The organism is Enterobacter sp. R4-368 (assembly GCF_000410515.1).
GTDB lineage: Bacteria > Pseudomonadota > Gammaproteobacteria > Enterobacterales > Enterobacteriaceae > Kosakonia.
The window spans coordinates 4,806,025-4,822,835 of sequence record NC_021500.1; the positions used below are offsets into that span (position 1 = coordinate 4,806,025).

General features: G+C 42.3%; 17 protein-coding genes and 1 tRNA gene. 14 read left to right on the forward strand and 4 right to left on the reverse strand.

Going from position 1 to position 16,811, the window contains the following annotated elements:
- Positions 1-39: 39 nt before the first annotated feature.
- Positions 40-321 carry an acylphosphatase gene (yccX, locus tag H650_RS22390; protein WP_020457279.1) on the forward strand — a complete coding sequence of 94 codons (282 nt, stop codon included), beginning with the start codon at positions 40-42 and terminating at the stop codon, positions 319-321.
- On the opposite strand, the gene tusE is transcribed toward yccX, so the two are convergent.
- Both tusE and yccA read right to left on the reverse strand, forming a co-directional pair.
- Positions 318-647, reverse strand: a complete 330-nt coding sequence (tusE, locus tag H650_RS22395) for a sulfurtransferase TusE (RefSeq protein ID WP_020457280.1) — start codon at positions 645-647, stop codon at positions 318-320. The genes yccX and tusE overlap by 4 nt on opposite strands.
- Before the next feature lie 88 nt (positions 648-735).
- Complete coding sequence (yccA, locus tag H650_RS22400; protein ID WP_020457281.1) at positions 736-1,395, reverse strand: FtsH protease modulator YccA; 660 nt, start codon at positions 1,393-1,395, stop codon at positions 736-738.
- A gap of 272 nt (positions 1,396-1,667) precedes the next feature.
- On the opposite strand from yccA, the gene H650_RS22405 reads away from it, so the two are divergent.
- Positions 1,668-3,296, forward strand: coding sequence for an ABC transporter substrate-binding protein (locus H650_RS22405; RefSeq protein WP_020457282.1), 1,629 nt, complete (start codon positions 1,668-1,670; stop codon positions 3,294-3,296).
- 134 nt (positions 3,297-3,430) lie between these two features.
- Positions 3,431-3,518, forward strand: a tRNA-Ser gene (locus tag H650_RS22410).
- Between the two features lie 218 nt (positions 3,519-3,736).
- On the opposite strand, the gene H650_RS24965 is transcribed toward H650_RS22410, so the two are convergent.
- Both H650_RS24965 and H650_RS22415 read right to left on the reverse strand, forming a co-directional pair.
- Complete coding sequence (locus tag H650_RS24965) at positions 3,737-4,219, reverse strand: YqeJ family protein (RefSeq protein ID WP_020457283.1); 483 nt, start codon at positions 4,217-4,219, stop codon at positions 3,737-3,739.
- Positions 4,212-5,069, reverse strand: a complete 858-nt coding sequence (locus H650_RS22415; protein ID WP_020457284.1) for a winged helix-turn-helix domain-containing protein — start codon at positions 5,067-5,069, stop codon at positions 4,212-4,214. Before H650_RS22415 ends, H650_RS24965 begins: the two co-directional genes overlap by 8 nt.
- A gap of 662 nt (positions 5,070-5,731) precedes the next feature.
- Here H650_RS22415 and H650_RS22420 point away from each other — a divergent pair.
- The 11 genes from H650_RS22420 (at position 5,732) to H650_RS22470 (ending at position 16,809) form a co-directional block, all read left to right on the forward strand.
- Positions 5,732-7,375, forward strand: a complete 1,644-nt coding sequence (locus tag H650_RS22420; RefSeq protein WP_020457285.1) for a ShlB/FhaC/HecB family hemolysin secretion/activation protein — start codon at positions 5,732-5,734, stop codon at positions 7,373-7,375.
- Positions 7,376-7,394: 19 nt separating this feature from the next.
- Positions 7,395-7,787 (forward strand): holo-ACP synthase, encoded by a 393-nt coding sequence (gene acpS, locus H650_RS22425; RefSeq protein ID WP_044489824.1) that lies wholly within the window; start codon positions 7,395-7,397, stop codon positions 7,785-7,787.
- Entirely contained in the window at positions 7,780-8,535 is a 756-nt protein-coding gene (locus tag H650_RS22430) for an SDR family oxidoreductase (RefSeq protein ID WP_044489825.1), read from the forward strand. Before acpS ends, H650_RS22430 begins: the two co-directional genes overlap by 8 nt.
- A 3-nt stretch (positions 8,536-8,538) precedes the next feature.
- Complete coding sequence (locus H650_RS22435) at positions 8,539-9,105, forward strand: hotdog family protein (protein WP_020457288.1); 567 nt, start codon at positions 8,539-8,541, stop codon at positions 9,103-9,105.
- Positions 9,106-9,108: 3 nt separating this feature from the next.
- The gene (locus H650_RS22440; RefSeq protein ID WP_020457289.1) at positions 9,109-9,390 is read left to right on the forward strand and encodes an acyl carrier protein; all 282 of its coding nucleotides are present in this window, start codon (positions 9,109-9,111) and stop codon (positions 9,388-9,390) included.
- A 30-nt stretch (positions 9,391-9,420) separates the two neighbouring features.
- Positions 9,421-10,581 (forward strand): aminomethyl transferase family protein, encoded by a 1,161-nt coding sequence (locus H650_RS22445; RefSeq protein WP_044489608.1) that lies wholly within the window; start codon positions 9,421-9,423, stop codon positions 10,579-10,581.
- 101 nt (positions 10,582-10,682) lie between these two features.
- On the forward strand, positions 10,683-13,241 hold the full coding sequence (locus H650_RS22450; protein ID WP_071925273.1) for a beta-ketoacyl-[acyl-carrier-protein] synthase family protein: 2,559 nt from the start codon (positions 10,683-10,685) through the stop codon (positions 13,239-13,241).
- A 4-nt stretch (positions 13,242-13,245) separates the two neighbouring features.
- Positions 13,246-14,457, forward strand: coding sequence for a beta-ketoacyl synthase N-terminal-like domain-containing protein (locus H650_RS22455; protein ID WP_020457292.1), 1,212 nt, complete (start codon positions 13,246-13,248; stop codon positions 14,455-14,457).
- An 11-nt stretch (positions 14,458-14,468) separates the two neighbouring features.
- Positions 14,469-15,458, forward strand: a complete 990-nt coding sequence (locus H650_RS22460) for a hypothetical protein (protein WP_020457293.1) — start codon at positions 14,469-14,471, stop codon at positions 15,456-15,458.
- Positions 15,459-15,461: 3 nt separating this feature from the next.
- Positions 15,462-16,169, forward strand: a complete 708-nt coding sequence (locus H650_RS22465; RefSeq protein WP_044489609.1) for an ABC transporter ATP-binding protein — start codon at positions 15,462-15,464, stop codon at positions 16,167-16,169.
- Positions 16,153-16,809: a hypothetical protein gene (locus H650_RS22470; RefSeq protein WP_020457295.1), complete on the forward strand. Its 657-nt coding sequence runs from the start codon at positions 16,153-16,155 to the stop codon at positions 16,807-16,809. Before H650_RS22465 ends, H650_RS22470 begins: the two co-directional genes overlap by 17 nt.
- The last annotated feature ends 2 nt before the right edge of the window (positions 16,810-16,811 follow it).

Sequence of the window (16,811 nt, forward strand, 5' to 3'; positions counted from 1 at the left end):
AGGACAAATGCAACGAGCCTGAGTAGAAGGGGGGGAAAGATGGCACATGTCTGCACAATCGCCTGGGTACACGGAATGGTGCAGGGCGTCGGGTTTCGCTATAGCACGCAGCACGAAGCACAGAAGCTCGGTGTGACGGGGTATGCACGTAACCTTGATGATGGCAGCGTCGAAGTGGTTGCCTGCGGCGACGAGCACGCAGTGAATCAGCTGATTGCGTGGCTGAAAGCAGGGGGACCGCGTAGCGCCCGGGTTGAGAGAGTTCTTGCCGAACCGCATCAGCCCGGCAGGGAATGGACAAACTTCAGCATACGCTATTAGATGCACTTTACCGGTTTTGGCAAACCAGCGATCTTTGTCGCCTGTTTAGCTGGCCCTTTGGGAAACAGGCGGTACAAATAGCGACTATTGCCTTTCTCTTCGCCAAATTTATTCGCCATCGCTTTTACAAGCATGCGAATAGCGGGAGAAGTATTGAATTCCAGGTAAAATTCACGCACAAAGCGCACCACTTCCCAGTGCTCAGGAGAGAGCGTTATGTTCTCTTTCTCAGCGATGATAGACGCTAAGGTTTCGCTCCACAGCGTAGTGTCTTTTAGATAGCCTTCGCTATCGGTTTCGATTTCTTTACCTTCAAAGATCAACATAATTTTTAGCAGCGTTAGTCAACAACGGCGGGAGTGTAGCAAAAAACAAAGCCCCGCATAAGCGGGGCTAATGAGGAATCAGGCTTGTTTAATCGCGGTTAGCGAAACCCAGAATACTCAACAGGCTGACAAAGATGTTGTACAGCGACACATACAGACTGACTGTGGCGCGGATGTAGTTGGTTTCACCACCGTGGATGATATTGCTGGTTTCATACAGGATAGCGCCACTTGAAATCAGGATGAATACGGCGCTGATAGCCAGATGCAACGCTGGCAACTGCAAGAAAATATTCGCGACCATCCCGATCAGCACCACCACCACGCCCGCCATCAGCATGCCGCCGAGGAAAGACATATCCTTGCGTGTCGTTAACACGTAGGCGGAACAGCAGAAAAAGACCAATGCGGTGCCACCGAGTGCCAGGCCAATAAGATCTCCCATCCCTGCTGAGAGATAAGCATTAAGCATTGGCCCCAGGATATAACCGAGGAAACCAGTGAACGCGAACGCAGCCAGGATACCGGTTGGTTTGTTCGCCAGTTTATAGGTCAGGAACATTAAACCGTACATCCCAACCAGCGTCAGGATCAGGCCCGGAGAAGGCAACATTAATACGGTACTGGCGGTCGCCGTAATTGCGGAAAACGCCAGCGTTAAGCTTAAAAGGAAATAGGTGTTACGCAGGACTTTGTGCGTACTTAGCAGGGAAGTACGGTCACGCGATGAAGTAATAATACGATCCATGAGTCACTCTCTTATGACAGATGTAATTGATTGCAGAGTCTAAAAAAGTCTCGCTTGCTGACAAAGTTGTTTTACCCATCTTTACTCATAATGCCGCGGTGCTGACACAGTGTTTCGTGCGCAGAAATGCGCGTTACTCAGCATAAAGGGATAAATGTGAGACAGATCCATATTGGTGTCTTATATGTCACTGAAATCTATTGCTATATAACTATTGGGGCGCTAAGAGTGTAATCGCGTCGTGACAATGTACATTACTAAGGCGAAAGGACATGAAACCACAAACACGTAACCACATTGCACTTTCATTATTAACTATCGGCATTCTGAGCGCATGTTCTGGCGCGTTTGCAGCTACGGTACCGGCAGGAACAACGCTTGCTGAAAAACAGGAGTTGGTGCGTAACAATGGCAGCGAGCCTGCATCGCTGGATCCACATAAAGTGGAAAGTGACGTCGAGTTCAACATTATTAGCGATATTTTCGACGGGTTGGTCGCAGTTAAGGCAGATGGAACCATTGAACCCCGGTTGGCGGAAAAATGGGAAAACAAAGACAACACGGTATGGATTTTCCACTTACGCCCGGGGATCACATGGTCGGATGGTACGGCGATCACGGCAAAAGATGTGGTCTGGAGCTGGCAACGTTTAGTCGATCCGAAAACGGCATCCCCCTATGCCAGCTATCCTGGAAATATGCATATCGTTAATGCTGCTGATATCGCTCAAGGTAAAAAAACACCTGACACGCTTGGGGTGAAGGCGCTAGATGATTCAACACTGGAAGTCACGTTGACGCAACCCACGGCATCCTTTCTGCCGATGCTGGCGCACCCATCTTTGGTTCCGGTAGACAGCGTGTTGATCAATCGATTTGGTGATAAATGGACAAAGCCGGAACATATAGTAACGAGCGGTGCCTATAAGATTACCGATTGGGTCGTTAATGAACGCATTGTCGCTCAGCGCAATACTCGTTACTGGGATAATAAAGCGACAGTGATTAATAAAGTCACTTATCTTCCTATCAATGCCGAAACGGCGGACATTAACCGTTATAAAGCTGGCGAGATTGATATCACATACACCATTCCTGTGAACCAGTTTGCGCAGTTAAAGAAAACGTTAGGCGATCAGGTGCATGTCGCTCCGCAACTGGCGACCTATTATTACGAGTTTAATACCACTAAGCCGCCATTTAACGATCCTCGAGTACGTCGCGCACTCAATATGGCTCTGGATAAAGATGTCATCGCGGATAAGGTAATGGCACAGGGGCAGCGTCCTGCATGGGTAGTTAGCCAGCCGGAAATTGGTGGTGTGAAAATAGCTTCACCAGATTACGCGTCATGGCCGAGGGAAAAACGACTCGCTGAAGCGAAAAAACTCCTCAATGAAGCTGGTTTCACTGATGAGCACCCATTGAGCTTCAGCCTTCTGTATAACACGATGGAAACACATCAGCGGATCGCGATTGCAGCCAGTTCAATGTGGCAGAAAAATCTTGGTGTTAATGCAAAGCTACAAAATCAGGAGTGGAAAACCATGCTTGATACCATGCATACGGGTAATTTCGATGTGGTACGGTATGCATGGATTGCAGACTATGCTGATGCCGCCACTTTCCTCAATAATTTCCGTACCGGCGACAGTGAAAACACGAGTAAATATAGCAATCCGGTGTATGACGAAGCACTGAAGAGTGCAGCGAAAGCGAAGGATATTGCCGAACGTGGTAAATATTACCAGCAAGCAGAAGACATACTTGGCGAGGACGTTCCCGCTATCCCGGTTTACCACTATGTTCGTACACATCTGGTGAAGCCTTGGGTTGGCGGGTTTGCGCCCGATAGCCTGGGTGTATACCTGACAAAAGATTTATACATTAAGCAACACTGATCTGAGATGCGCTGAATAAACGATCATTGTGCTGGTATTTCAATCTAACAGCGTGGTTTTGATGGTTTTTCAGGCAAACAAACATTCCCGGGCTTTACATGAGACTCGAGGATGTTTATAGTGCGCCTCACACCGGAAGTGTGGCCGAGCGGTTGAAGGCACCGGTCTTGAAAACCGGCGACCCGAAAGGGTTCCAGAGTTCGAATCTCTGCGCTTCCGCCAAATATAAAGCCCCAGCTTACTTCGTAAGCTGGGGCTTTTTTATTTCGAGAAAATCAACGCTGGTTGCATTCAGCACTTACTCTAAGTTCGTGGATAGAGTAATGCGTGAATTCCATTGACGCTCAATCAGTTCTGCCGTTTTTATTCAAAGTAGAAGCAGGGGAGGACTGGTTTGGTCGTCCCCATCATGCAAATTTGATGACACTCACTAACCGCGTCTAACGGCTGCAAAAGAAAAGCGGCCGTTTTCCAATGGTGAAAAGGAATCCTTGCGATCCCTGGGGATGGATTGAATAGGTGATACTTTTATCAGGATAAACGTAAAAACCGGGCAAAACAGTAGCGATGACTTTATCCGGTAAGGTTTCTAAACTATCGATTTTGTTTATCCCGGATGACAGAAAATTATAGGTACCGTGATTTTCGGTCCAGGTAAAGGATATATCTCTGCGTATGGTTCCTTCTGGGTGAGAGTTTTCAAGGTAACTTCCGCTTACTGAAACGATGCCATTTCTTTTCTCTTTATTGTACATAAAATCGAAAGTAATGTTGGCTTGTGTTTCTTTATGAAAAACGATCATGGAAGCACTGCAACTTTCAGCACTTCTGTTTTTTATAAGCAATGAGTAATAAAAACATCCCGCTACAATCCCTACACTTATAAAAAACAGGCTTAGAAAGAATATTGCTTTTTTAGTCACCGTTTACTCCCCTGATTAAAAGTGAAATGCACCCTGGTGATGATGTTGTCGAAAATTTATTCTTGCAGACTAAAGCAGCGAGAGATGGCGAGGTAGGTGAAGTTGGGAAATAGACCCAGGGGTAATTTTTACAATTCAAACCAGAGTCTTTAATAAGAGATTTATATTTCATGTAATATTCATTGTTATCATGGCTATCATCTTTAGTGTAAAAATGGCAACCATCTTCCTTTTCAATGAACGTATAACTTTCAAAAAAAGCAGCATCGTTACTAATGTTCCATGTCAGGTAAACGACGAGCAGGCCTGCGATAAATGAGGCTGAAGCAGCAAAAAGTCCATTCGAGGTTGCAAACGACTTCTTTTTCTTAATTGCATGAGTGTCTGTCTCAGCATGAAGATCTTGCTCATTCAGTACATCATCCTTTGGATAATCAAGCTCTTCAGGAATGTTGTGAGTTGTTTGATAATTGGCAGTAGAAATAGCAAAAGGTGTAGCAGGTTCGTTATCGTTTCGTCTGGAGATTTTTACGCTGTCATCTATCTGAAAACCTTTCCGGGGAATGGTTGCAATAAGTCTTCTGTCTGTTTCACCTACGGCACGCAGCCCACGACGAACAATAGATATATTCTGATAGAGCGTATTCGTTGGAACTAACATTCCTTCCTCTTCCCAAACTTTCTTAAAAAAATCTTGTTGCAGCACAATATCCGGAGATGCTTCAAGCAGTAAGAGAAGGCAACGGCTGGCTGGGGAGGTTAGAGTAACGTTCATTTCGGGATTATTTACCGATGACAGTCTTTTCATTCCCGGTCTGAATTCTATGTTGTCGTTGATAATCCAGTACATATATATTCCAATAGCAGCCAGAGGCTGAGTCCTTTATTAGCGATGTATGTAATAGGTTAAAATGTTATGTTATTAATTTCAGCACAACAATAGATGTATTGCTATGTTTTTTGCAACAATTAATGCCGCCTTCTTGCGAATTTTAGCTTAGGTTGAATAATAATGGGTGCTATTGATGCTTACATTAAAAAATGCTTGATATTTAGATGGATGCATCTTTGGTTGTTGGTTGTTATATATCTTAAATTAACCTTTGTTGATTTAAGGTCCCATTTAAGATAATGAGGGGGTAATACATTTTCTTGGTGAGAATATATATTTATACGATATATGATTTTTTGATGCTAATGGAGTAGCGATTCATAATGTGGTGCTTAAGGCAGACGGGGAAAGCCGCTACGGAAGAGGTTTTTTAGCGTTATATTAGAAACGAAACTGGTTGTTGAAGGCATTAATGATGTTCTTGATGATATTAAGGGTTAATTAATTCAAAACATAATTAATGATTATACATTGTGTCAATAATGTCGCCACGTTAAAAATATTTTATTTTTAACGAATGTTCTTTTTTGATCTTTAAGAATAATTAAGTTGTTTTGGCTGTTGTTGTGAAGATAATTATACGTGTTAGCCGTTCTTGTAGTTTTAATTTTCTAGAGGTAATGAAAATCAAATTTTACTTTTTAGCTTTCATTTTGCTATGTAGTATTCGTGCACATGCTGATACTCAGCTGGAACGACTAGCCAAAGATCAGAAAAAAAATGATAATAACATCGCCCAGGAAAATCAGATTGATAAAAAAGATGTTTTCTCTAAGCTTAAAGACAAAAACATTATCGAATTTGAATTACCCTCTGAAAAAGGCTGTTACCCTATATCAGAACTTATCTTAGAAAACGAATTTTTGGATAATAAAACCATTCGAAATATAAAAGATGAGGTCTCTAACAGTTGTCTTGGGACGAAAGGTATTGAGTATATTGCGACCTATTTGCAGGATTATTATATAAAGGCTGGATATGTAACAACACGAGTGGATATCCCTGTACAAAATTTAAAGGCAAAAAAATTACAGCTGAAAATTTTAGCAGGAAGGATCGATAAAGTGATCATTGAAAATGACGATATCAGAAGTTGGATCCTGCCTTTTACATCAGGTGATATTCTTAATCTGCGAGATATTGAACAAGGGCTGGAGAACTTACAGAAGGTGCCTGGCGTTGATGTAAAGATTAATATCGTGCCTGGAAGTCGCTACGGCCGTAGCGATATTGTTATCAATACTAATCGTAAAAAATTATGGAATATCAGATCGACATACAATGACTGGGGCGACAGAAGCACAGGAAAGATGCTTACTGGTATTTCAGGCTATTTGTACAACTCTGCAAAGCTTGGCGATCTTTTCTATTTGGCTGGTACCAGCAGTACAACAGGTCAATATAAAAGCATCAGTGCTTTTTATAGCTTACCAGTAGGTTTTTGGGATTATGAACTTTTCTACAGTAGCAGTATGTCTCGCCAGCGTGTTGGGCTGAGTTATTGGGATTTAGACTATGAAGGAAAAAATCAATACCTTAGTTTGAAAGGAACCCGAACTCTTTTTCGCAACATGGATAAAAAAATAACAGGGAATATAGAATTATTAAGGCGTAAATCTACCTATCAATTAGGTGGCGTAGATTTAGCACTGCAAGAACGAGATATGAGCAATCTGCGCCTTGGACTAACTTTTAAAAAAAATTTCCAGGATGCGACACTAGAATCCTCCATTAGCTGGCAACGTTTTATGACTTGGCTGGGTGGTGAAAAAACGCCGGATATGGTGTCAGGGGACGTGAGTACGGAAAGCCAACTTTTTAATCTGACTACAAATTATGTGAAATGGTTCAACGGTGAGTATTTACACTATTATTATGAATTGAATGTGGGTGCTCAATTTTCGCCAGCACCGTTAACATTACAAGATCAATTTACAATAGGTAATCGTTGGAACGTTAGAGGGTTTGAAACCAGCACAGGATTAGATGGCAATAAAGGGTACTATATTCAGAATACATTACATTTCCTTTTTGGGAATTACAGCTCTGAGTTATATATAGGCGCGGATTATGGTCAGATTTCTGATGAAATATACCCACAAAATACTTTTGATGGGAAAAGGATAGTTGGAACAACTCTTGGGGTTAAAGGAACTGTTAAATCACTCGGATATGATATCTCTTTTTCAGTTCCTTTAATGTACCCGACTGGTCTGGTTGAAGATCAATTTATATCTAATTTTAATGTAACTTATCAACTGTAATCTTATGATAAATTTAGGGATAAGTATCGGTACTGATATCGTTGAAGTGGAACGGATCACCAACGCGATTAACAATGGCGGCAAGTTTTTTTTACAACGCGTATTTACAAAAAAAGAGATAATGAAAATTAATGCAAATGAACCGGATTTTGAAAGGGCAACCGGATTTTGGGCCGCTAAAGAATCAATTGTTAAAGCGCTTGGTTGTGGGTTTCGGAATGGGGTGTGCTTTAAAGATATTGAGATAAATCATGATGAATTTGGCTGCCCCTCTTTTTTATTTACTGGAAGATTGGGTGAGGTAATAAAGGAAAACGGTGTTATTAATGTGTCACTTAGCATATCGCATTGTCGCACTCATGCCGTAGCAGTATCTCTTGTTAACTCAATGGCGTGTAATGGAAATGTATAAATATAATGATCTAAAAGGCAAAACAGTTTTAATATCAGGAGCCAGTGGCGACATCGGCATTGCCATCTGCGAAAAATTTCTGGAACAAGGTTGTGAAGTTTATGCATTGTATAATACAAATGCGGATCGTTTAGACGATTTAAAAGAAACTAACACCGCAGGGCAAAGATTAAATATATTGCAATGTGATATAGCTGATTCTGAAAAGGTGGCTATATTGATGGAATATTTGAATGCTAAAGTCACAAAGATTGATGTATTAGTGAATAACGCAGGCATTGTTAAAGACAGTCTTTTTGCCTCAATGACTTTTGAGGATTTTAGTACTGTTATTGATACAAATATGCTGAGCACTTTCAGATTAACGAAGGAAGCTTTAATGCTGCTGCGATGTTCTGAAACTCCAGCGATTATCAATGTTTCTTCTATAGCAGCAGTAATTCCAAGTATAGGCCAGGTTAATTACAGTGCTTCAAAAGGCGCTTTGCTCGGTTTTACCAGAACATTAGCCGCAGAATTAGCTCCTCGGGGTGTGCGAGTGAATGCTGTTGCTCCTGGAATGATTGAATCGAGGATGGTAAAGAAAGTTTCTCGTACTGTAGTGCGCGAGGTAACGAACTCAATCCCTTTGAAGCGTCTGGGAAAGTGTCAGGAAGTGGCGAATACAATTGTTTTTTTAAGTTCTTCTGCCGCCAGTTATATTGTTGGCCAGACCATCGTGATCGATGGCGGTCTGGTAATGCGGTGATTTATGTCCAGATATTCTATTCCTTCTAAAATTTTTCTTGAGATGGGCGGATGGCGACAGCCCTTACTAATGGTCGACAGAATAGATGATTATAAATATGGGGAAAATGGGTATGTGCAGATCGTAAAACATATTACATATAACGAACCCTATTTACTTGGCCACTTTCCTGATGACCCTATCATGCCCGGTGTTCTCATTGCAGAGATATTTGGTCAGGCAAGTGAGTATTTTTCATTTATTACTGATGTATGCGATATTTATTTTGAAAAGTTTGGCATCGAATTGAAAAACTTACGAGATATTTATGCGAAGATCCATCAGCAAGAATTGTTGGATATTATTAGGGCAAGGCGCTCACAAGTGCGCGGCGTATTAGCAGCACAGAATTTAAAGTTTAAAGATATTGCTTATCCAGGCGATACGATTGAGGTTACAAGCAAGTTGGCGTTTTCAGATCCAACTGGGTTTATGCACTATTCCGTGACGGCTAACGTTGGTAAAAAATTGATTAGCCAAGGAACAATAATTAACTACCGTGAAGCGAAATATACCATTAATGGAACATAAGCAATGACAACTATGCATGATAATATCCAGGAGCGTAAAGATGTACTTTTCACAATTAAAACGGAAATCATCCAGCGATTAAATATTCAACGAGATGAAACGCAAATTGATGACGATACGCCATTATTTGGTAACGGCTTAAAGTTGGATTCAGTAGACGCGACCGAAATTATTGTTTTGCTTGATAAGGTCTTTGATATACAAGTAAGTGAAGGAGACGATCCTTCTTATATGCGTAGCATTAATAATTTGGCAACATTTGTTATTACAAAAAAACGTGCCTGACTTTTTGAACAATTTACCTGAAGAGGTTTTATGAAGTCTCTTAATGACTTGCATTTGGAAAACAATGCCAGGATGGGCATTTATAATAAGCGCACAGTTCCTGTAGCATATCATGATCTCGCCATTGAATATAAAGCAGTCAGAGAAAATGCACTGCTTGTCGATTATTCTCATATGGCTATCGTTAGCGTAATGGGAGATGATGCATGGGCTTTGGTAAATCATATGGCCTCAGCTGATATCTCAATTATTCGCGATGAGCAAGGTATCTATTCGTTGGTATTAAATGAGGATGGTACCATCCGCGGGGACATATATGTTCTCTGTACCCCGGACGGTTATTACATCCTTTCAGAAAACATCCCGGCACCGGAGTTAATTGAGCGCCTTACATCAATTTTAGAGAGCGATGAAGCACTCGATATTGTTGAACGCCCGGAGATTAAGTCTATGGCAGATAGCGGTTGGGGCGCTATTATGCTGGAAGGGCCTTACTCCTGGGAAGTTATGTCAGAAATATATGGCTACGACATTATTGGCTTACCTTACTTTGAGTACATTAATGAGGCCGATGACCTGATCATTTTCCGCTGTGGGAAGCATGGCGAATTTGCATATATGGCCATTGGGGAGGAGTCTTCCCTGGTAAAATTATGGGAAACCATCCTTTCAATTGGTGAAAAATACGAATTAAAAACAGGTGGCATCCAATACCAGGATATTGTTCGTCTTGAGAATACCGGGTGGGATGAAAATATTTTTTCCGTCTATAGCCAAAACCCGATTGAGTTGCAAATGCAGTGGGCAATTCAATACGATAAAGAAAATTTTATTGGCAAGTCAGTGATTGAGCCACAGTCCCATAATCTGGCTGAGCGTAAACTCATTGGTATGCTCCCGACTGCAGAGTGCAGTGGAATTAATTCTGATGATAAAGTTTTAGTAGAGGGGAAAGAGGTTGGTGTTATTGTAAAATCCGCTTTTTCCCCTGCGTTACAATCTTTTATCGCGCTGGCTTTGATTGACAATGATTATGCTTTAGCGGATCTCCCAGGGTTTGAAATTTTAACGGCAGAAAAACATATTCCAGCGAGAACAAAAAGCGTCCCTTTTTTATATAACTTAAGTATGCTCATCAATCCGGCTGAACATAGTTTTATTGATCCGTCAAAGTCAAAGCGAATTGTGTAATTCTAATAATTAAAACGAAAGTAAGGCGACAGGTATAAATATGTCGCTTTACTTTGGTTATTTATTATGAATACAAGGATTTTCTACTCCGGGGGATAACGGTGAAAACGAACAGGAAACGCGTTGTAATTACAGGTATGGGGATTTTGTCATCCCTGGCCGAAACTATTGAAGATTTTAAACAGGCGCTCTTTGATAAAAAAAATGGTGTCGGCAACAGTGAGCGGTTTGCAACGTGGTTTGAAAATGCCCGTGCAGCTGAAGTCCTTCAGGAAATAGATTATTCAGAGCTCCCTGAAAATATTATCCACTCTTTGGATAACGCTGCATTATGGGCATACAAAGTGGGCAAGGATGCGCTGACTCAGGCCGGGCTTATTGGTAATAAAGCCTGCCTTGATGATACAGGATTAATTGTCGGCGTTTCTTCCGCCGGAACTGAAGCGTTTCTGCCAATTTTTGAGCAGAGAATGGATGATTTCTCGCTCCGCAAGGCTATTTATTCGGGGGGATTTTCTTCCTGCTGCTCAAGTGTTTCGACACTCTTAGGTCTCAAAGGTGGCGGGGAGTTGGTGGCAACGGCCTGTACAGCCAGCCCTAACGCGATCGGTATGGCTTTTGACTATATCCAAAATGGTAAGAGTAAGACCATGCTGGCTGTCGGTACAGAACCTATCTACCTGCCAACGTTTGCTGGGTTTTACGCATTGAACGTGATGCATCCCAGCACCTGCACTCCCTTTTCAGGTCAGTCCGGCATGTCTATCGGTGAAGGTGCTGGTGCGATGGTACTGGAGGATTATGAACATGCCATCGCACGCGGAGCCAAAATTTACGGTGAAATTCTCTCTTACGCAACCTCCTGCGATGCCTACCACGAAACGGGTCCGGACCCGCGAGCTAGTGGCGCGGTACAGGTCATGCTTAAAGCCATGGAGAATGCTGGTGTAAAACCGGAACAAATTGATTACGTCAATGCACACGGTACGGGTACAGAAGCGAATGACCGTATTGAAACGCTGGCGATGAAGAAAGTGTTTCCTGATAACGATCATTTGCTTGTCAGTTCAACAAAATCTTATTTCGGCCATAACATTGGCGCTGCAGGCATTGTTGAGCTTATCGCTTGTCTGGTAACGCTGCCTGAAAATAAAGTTTTACCGACTCTCAACTTCTCAATTGCGCGCCCAAATTGCGACCTGGACTATGTCGCTAATGAGTTTCGAGAAAAAGAAATTAACATTTTTATGAAAAATAACTATGCATTTGGTGGAAATAACTGCTGCATGGTGGTGAGTACAAAACCAGGGACAGTGCCGGTCAGTCAATATGACAGTAAGCGTGTGGCTATTACTGGCGTAGGAGCTGTAACGGCGATTGGTCACACGGTTAATGATATTTTGCACAATGTCTGGCAAAAAAATCACGTACCCGTGTTAGGTGGTGTCACGTTTCCTGATGACACCCTGGCAGAAGCGCGGGAATTACTGAGAGTGCTGGTTGCCACAAATCAACTCGAAGAAATTTTTGGCGATGAAGCTGCCATGAGCACCGGAACGTTTCCGGAACAGGAGCCGGATTTTAAAACCTTTCAGATAATGGGGCTGGAGCCGCGTAAACATTTGCGCCGTTTTGATGCCCGAAAGGCAACGCGTGGCGGGACGTTTGCGCTTGTTGCGCTGTCTGAATCGTTGAATATGGCGAAACGTAAAATAAAACGTGATGGCGAAGAGCTCGGTATGATCATGGGGATGTCTCGTGGCCCTCAGGAGACAACCTATAAATATTTGCAGAGCCTGAAACCCGATCCGCGGAAAGTCAGCACCTCAGAGTTTCCTGGCTCGCTAATGAATTCGATCGCCACTTTCTGCGGCATTTCTGAAGGCATTAAAGGCTATACCACCACACTTGCTACCGGCGAGAATGCGGCGCTCGGCGCATTAACTTATGGTTATGAGATTATCCGGCAAAACCTGCAACCTCATGTGATAGTGGGCGGCGCTGATGAATATTTCCCCTCGCTGTCTCTTTATATGGATGCGCTAACACAGAAAATCCATATGACCTCTGATGTCAATGATTATCAAATCTATGGCGAGGAGCCAAAGGGATTCATTCCCGGCGAAGGTGCGTGCATGTTATTACTGGAAGACCCGGATGCGGCAGTTGCGCGTGGTGCCGAGGTGATGGCAGAAATTGCTGGCTACGGTAAATCCAGCAGTAATAGCTACTTTGATGCATCGTTATTGAGTGAAAAATCGTCAGCAATGTCTCTGGCAATTGAGCGCGCACTTGATGATGCCGGTGTCAGTGCAGCAGATATCGATTTGGTTTGCGGCACCAGTAATGGCAGTAAAGAAAATTCGCAAATTGAAATCGACGCTATCTACAGCGTCTTCCAGAGAGAGAATCCACGGGTTCCGGTCGTTAACTATAACGCTTATTTCGGGTTCGTTGCTTCATCGGCCGGGTTGCTCAATCTTTTAGTTGTCATTGATTGTATTAAAAAGCAATCAGTGCCGGCCATTCCTTATACGCAAGCGTTCTTCGACTCACGTATAAACTTCGTACGGAGTCCTCAAAATTTAACGCTTAAGCATGTGTTGCTGGTCGGGGCAACAGAAGGTGGAAACTATTATGCATTTGTTATTAAGGAATAGTGCAATGGATAATGCGGCTATCATTGCAGGCTACAGTCTACATTTACCCTTTGCTGAAAATTATAGTGAATTAATAAATAATCTTCGTGCTGGTAAGCGTGTTAATGAAACTTATTGGTTTGCTTCTGAAGAAGTAGCGCTGAAATGTGGGTTTAAAGCGAATAAGCGCGTCGCAAAGCTGGAGCAAAGAGATGATAGCCCATTAGCGTTACTATATCGATTAATCGATGATGCACTGGCACGGGCTAATCTTGACAAAAGCGCGCTTACAGGTGAAAGGGTAAGGGTATATTTAACCGGGTTAGGGCCACGTGTTGATGGCATAGACTATAAATCCTTTTATGACCATAATGATGTTGAGGATCTAAAATGTTCACCATCAATAAGTCGTCTTCATGCTAAAAATATGTCGCAGGACGAACTTTCCTATAATATTGCGCATAAATATGGATTAAACTATCTTCCGCCTAATTTACATTGCACAAGTAATTCATCATTAACTGCGGTTCATCTTGGTTGCCAGGCGATTGATAATGACGGGGCAGATCTTGTTTGCGTAATTAATTGTTCAAAAATTAAAACGCAGGATATCTGGTTTCTTGAAAACCAATCAATGCTTGATAGCGAATCAGTACAGCCATTTGGTCAAAATAGCAGATCAGTTTTATTTTCAGAGGGATTCGGCGTCATATTACTCGAGAGCAAAAAACATCGGCAGGCCAGAGGATTAAACGATGGGGTGCGGCTCAAATCTGCATATGCGCAAATTAGCGCGAGCCGCAGTAATGATTCAGCCTGGTTAAGCTCTAATATTATTAAAGTAATCAGTAAAATATTAGATGAAGCAAATATTGGTCTCGGTGACTTATGCGCAATTATTCCTCATGGCAATGGTTCGTTAAACAGTGATAAAGCAGAAGCCAAAGCAATCGCAATGCTTTCAGACAAGCAACCTGTTCCTGTTCTCGCTTATAAAGGACAACTGGGTTACACCACAACAGGCTCAGGGATCGTCGATTTGATTATTGGTGAACATTCCCTTCGCCAAGGCGAATTACTTACTCCGGTAAGTAACGATGATATTATTGAAGAGATAGCAAGTCAGCTGTTGACGGATATCGGTGCCATTAAACATGAAAAAAAACATTTGCTGAAGACGGGCCTTGGTGTTGATGGGTCAATTATCGGTGTTGTCATGTCAGATACCCGTGTTTGAGATTAGTAGATATGAAAAATGAGATATATCTGTCGTCATTTTCACTTCTGGAACCAGACGATAAGTTCTATTTTTATGTACCTCACTGGTTAAATGCCTGGGAATCGCATCTGTATAATCAGGCTCTTAAATCTACTTCCGCAAGCGGCTGGGCGTTTAAGCGATTCGGCACTGATAAAGAAACTTATGCGCGGGAAATGATACGTAAACCGCGTTATATGGATTATATAGAATCCATGGAGCAAGTTGCTGATGTTGCATTACAACAGATGACCCCAAGAGATCGTATGTTATTGCTTAAGTCGCGTACTGCTTTTATTTATATTGATGCATGGGGAGAATCATCTGTTTTTGAAAATATTACCAGCGCGCTGCATACTTCGATTATTGATACGTTGCCTAAAAATATATTAAAGAAATTCTCTATCAAAAACGTAACTTGCAAAGTTCGTGGGGAGAAATTTGCATTAGTACAGGCGATGCAACTGGCACAAGATTATCTACGCTGGAAAGTTTTCGATTTTGTCGTGATATGCGGAGCATACAGAGCGATCCCTGTATTGGTTTTTTCGGATGAAGATATCTTTGGTATAAAAGGGGGCGCCAAATCGAAGCAAAAAAATGGCATGCAACTCTCTGTCGAACGGACAGGATGTTTTATTTTTAGTTTGCGCGAAAGTGCACTAAGAGTGAGTTGCGGTAATTATGCTGCTAACAATAATCTTGATGACATTCAACGTGAGATGATGAAGGACCTGTCGGAAGGTGATTTGCTTACCTTTTCGGCCAGGAAAGATAATATCATGCGAGTAACGCAGCAAACTGGCATTGATTTTATCGATCTGAACGATATTTATGGGGCGAGTGGTTGTCTTACACCTGCGCTGAGTTGGGAATATCTACTAAATAACAAGGGTATTTCAAAAAAGATGCGCACAATATTAGCTGATAATTTCGGCGGGTATAGCTATTTTGATACCTGCTTTTCGGCGGAGTTGTGATTGATGAGCAACACAATAAAAGAAGTTCCAGCAATATTTATGCAGGATATTTATAAGCATTTTGGTTCTGGTGAAAATAAGGTTGATGCGCTTAAAAATATTAACCTTGAAATTAATAAAGGTGAGTTTGTGGCGCTGTGTGGGCCTTCCGGTAGTGGGAAAAGCACGTTGCTCAATATCCTTTCTGGCATCGATACGCCATCCGGGGGGACTGTCATGTTTCTTAATCATGTTCTTAATGAAATGCCCGAAAAACAGTTGGCGTATGTACGAAGCAAGTACTTAGGATTTATTTTCCAGTTTTTTAACCTCATTCCGGTACTCAGTGTTTTTGATAACGTTTTTTATCCACTTATTCTGAATGCACATTTCAATAAGAAAGAAGCAAAAGAGCGCGCTTTACATTTCCTGGACAGCGTGGGGCTCGGCCATTTAGTTGATCGAAAACCTGGTCAGTTATCGGGAGGGCAGCAGCAGCGCGTTGCGATCGCCCGCGCGCTTGCGCATGATCCCAAAGTCGTCGTCGCCGATGAACCGACCGGCAATCTGGACTTAACAACAGGGGAAGCCATTTTAGATTTGTTAATGAAAATAAATCAGCAGACCGGCACCACATTTGTTATTTCCACGCATTCAACCCAGCTTAGAGACAGGGCCGGGAGGGTAATTGAAATTAAAGATGGAGTGTTAGTACATGGCTCAGGTGCATAAGTATTATTGGCCACTCTGGGTGGGGTTGGCCTGTACGGTGGTAGCGAATAGTGTTGATGCGATGACTGCTCCGGAGGTCGATAAAGTGATACAGCACGGCCTTCCTGAGCAATCCGATGCGTTAGCGAAAACGACACAGGCGCTTTTTCAGGAGTTTGAAAAAACGAAGAACGTTACATCGCTGATTTTTTATTCATATGGAATGTTACGCCAGGCGAATCATTTTTCGGCTGTTAATGATTTTATCCATGCTTCGGAATATGCGAAAACGGGCTTTTTTTATCTTGATGAAGCAGTAGATACACATGAAGAAAATCCCCGTATTAAATATCTACGCGCGCGCATCGACGCGTATTTACCTGCTGTCATAGGACGTTGCGTGATAACACTCGATGATACCGAGCAGTTATTAAAAGGAAAAAATGTTTTCGACAAAGATATTGTAAATCATATCGAGTATATGCGTTATAGAGCCCTGGTGAGTTGCAATCAGCCTAAGCAGGCTGAATTGCTAATGAAAAAAATAAAGGCGAAAAGTTCTGGGGATGCGAAGTACCTGAATACTAAATTCCACACTGAACCAGAGTGGGATATGAATGAAGTTACCCAGGTTGTTATTCCATTACTCAAAGGTGAATAGAT

Coding starts and splice junctions, on each gene's coding strand:
- yccX (WP_020457279.1), top strand. CDS start 40: ATGGCACATGTCTGCACAATCGCCTGGGTACACGGAATGGTGCAGGGC.
- tusE (WP_020457280.1), bottom strand. CDS start 647: ATGTTGATCTTTGAAGGTAAAGAAATCGAAACCGATAGCGAAGGCTAT.
- yccA (WP_020457281.1), bottom strand. CDS start 1,395: ATGGATCGTATTATTACTTCATCGCGTGACCGTACTTCCCTGCTAAGT.
- H650_RS22405 (WP_020457282.1), top strand. CDS start 1,668: ATGAAACCACAAACACGTAACCACATTGCACTTTCATTATTAACTATC.
- H650_RS22415 (WP_020457284.1), bottom strand. CDS start 5,069: ATGTACTGGATTATCAACGACAACATAGAATTCAGACCGGGAATGAAA.
- H650_RS22420 (WP_020457285.1), top strand. CDS start 5,732: ATGAAAATCAAATTTTACTTTTTAGCTTTCATTTTGCTATGTAGTATT.
- H650_RS22430 (WP_044489825.1), top strand. CDS start 7,780: ATGTATAAATATAATGATCTAAAAGGCAAAACAGTTTTAATATCAGGA.
- H650_RS22435 (WP_020457288.1), top strand. CDS start 8,539: ATGTCCAGATATTCTATTCCTTCTAAAATTTTTCTTGAGATGGGCGGA.
- H650_RS22440 (WP_020457289.1), top strand. CDS start 9,109: ATGACAACTATGCATGATAATATCCAGGAGCGTAAAGATGTACTTTTC.
- H650_RS22445 (WP_044489608.1), top strand. CDS start 9,421: ATGAAGTCTCTTAATGACTTGCATTTGGAAAACAATGCCAGGATGGGC.
- H650_RS22455 (WP_020457292.1), top strand. CDS start 13,246: ATGGATAATGCGGCTATCATTGCAGGCTACAGTCTACATTTACCCTTT.
- H650_RS22460 (WP_020457293.1), top strand. CDS start 14,469: ATGAAAAATGAGATATATCTGTCGTCATTTTCACTTCTGGAACCAGAC.
- H650_RS22465 (WP_044489609.1), top strand. CDS start 15,462: ATGAGCAACACAATAAAAGAAGTTCCAGCAATATTTATGCAGGATATT.
- H650_RS22470 (WP_020457295.1), top strand. CDS start 16,153: ATGGCTCAGGTGCATAAGTATTATTGGCCACTCTGGGTGGGGTTGGCC.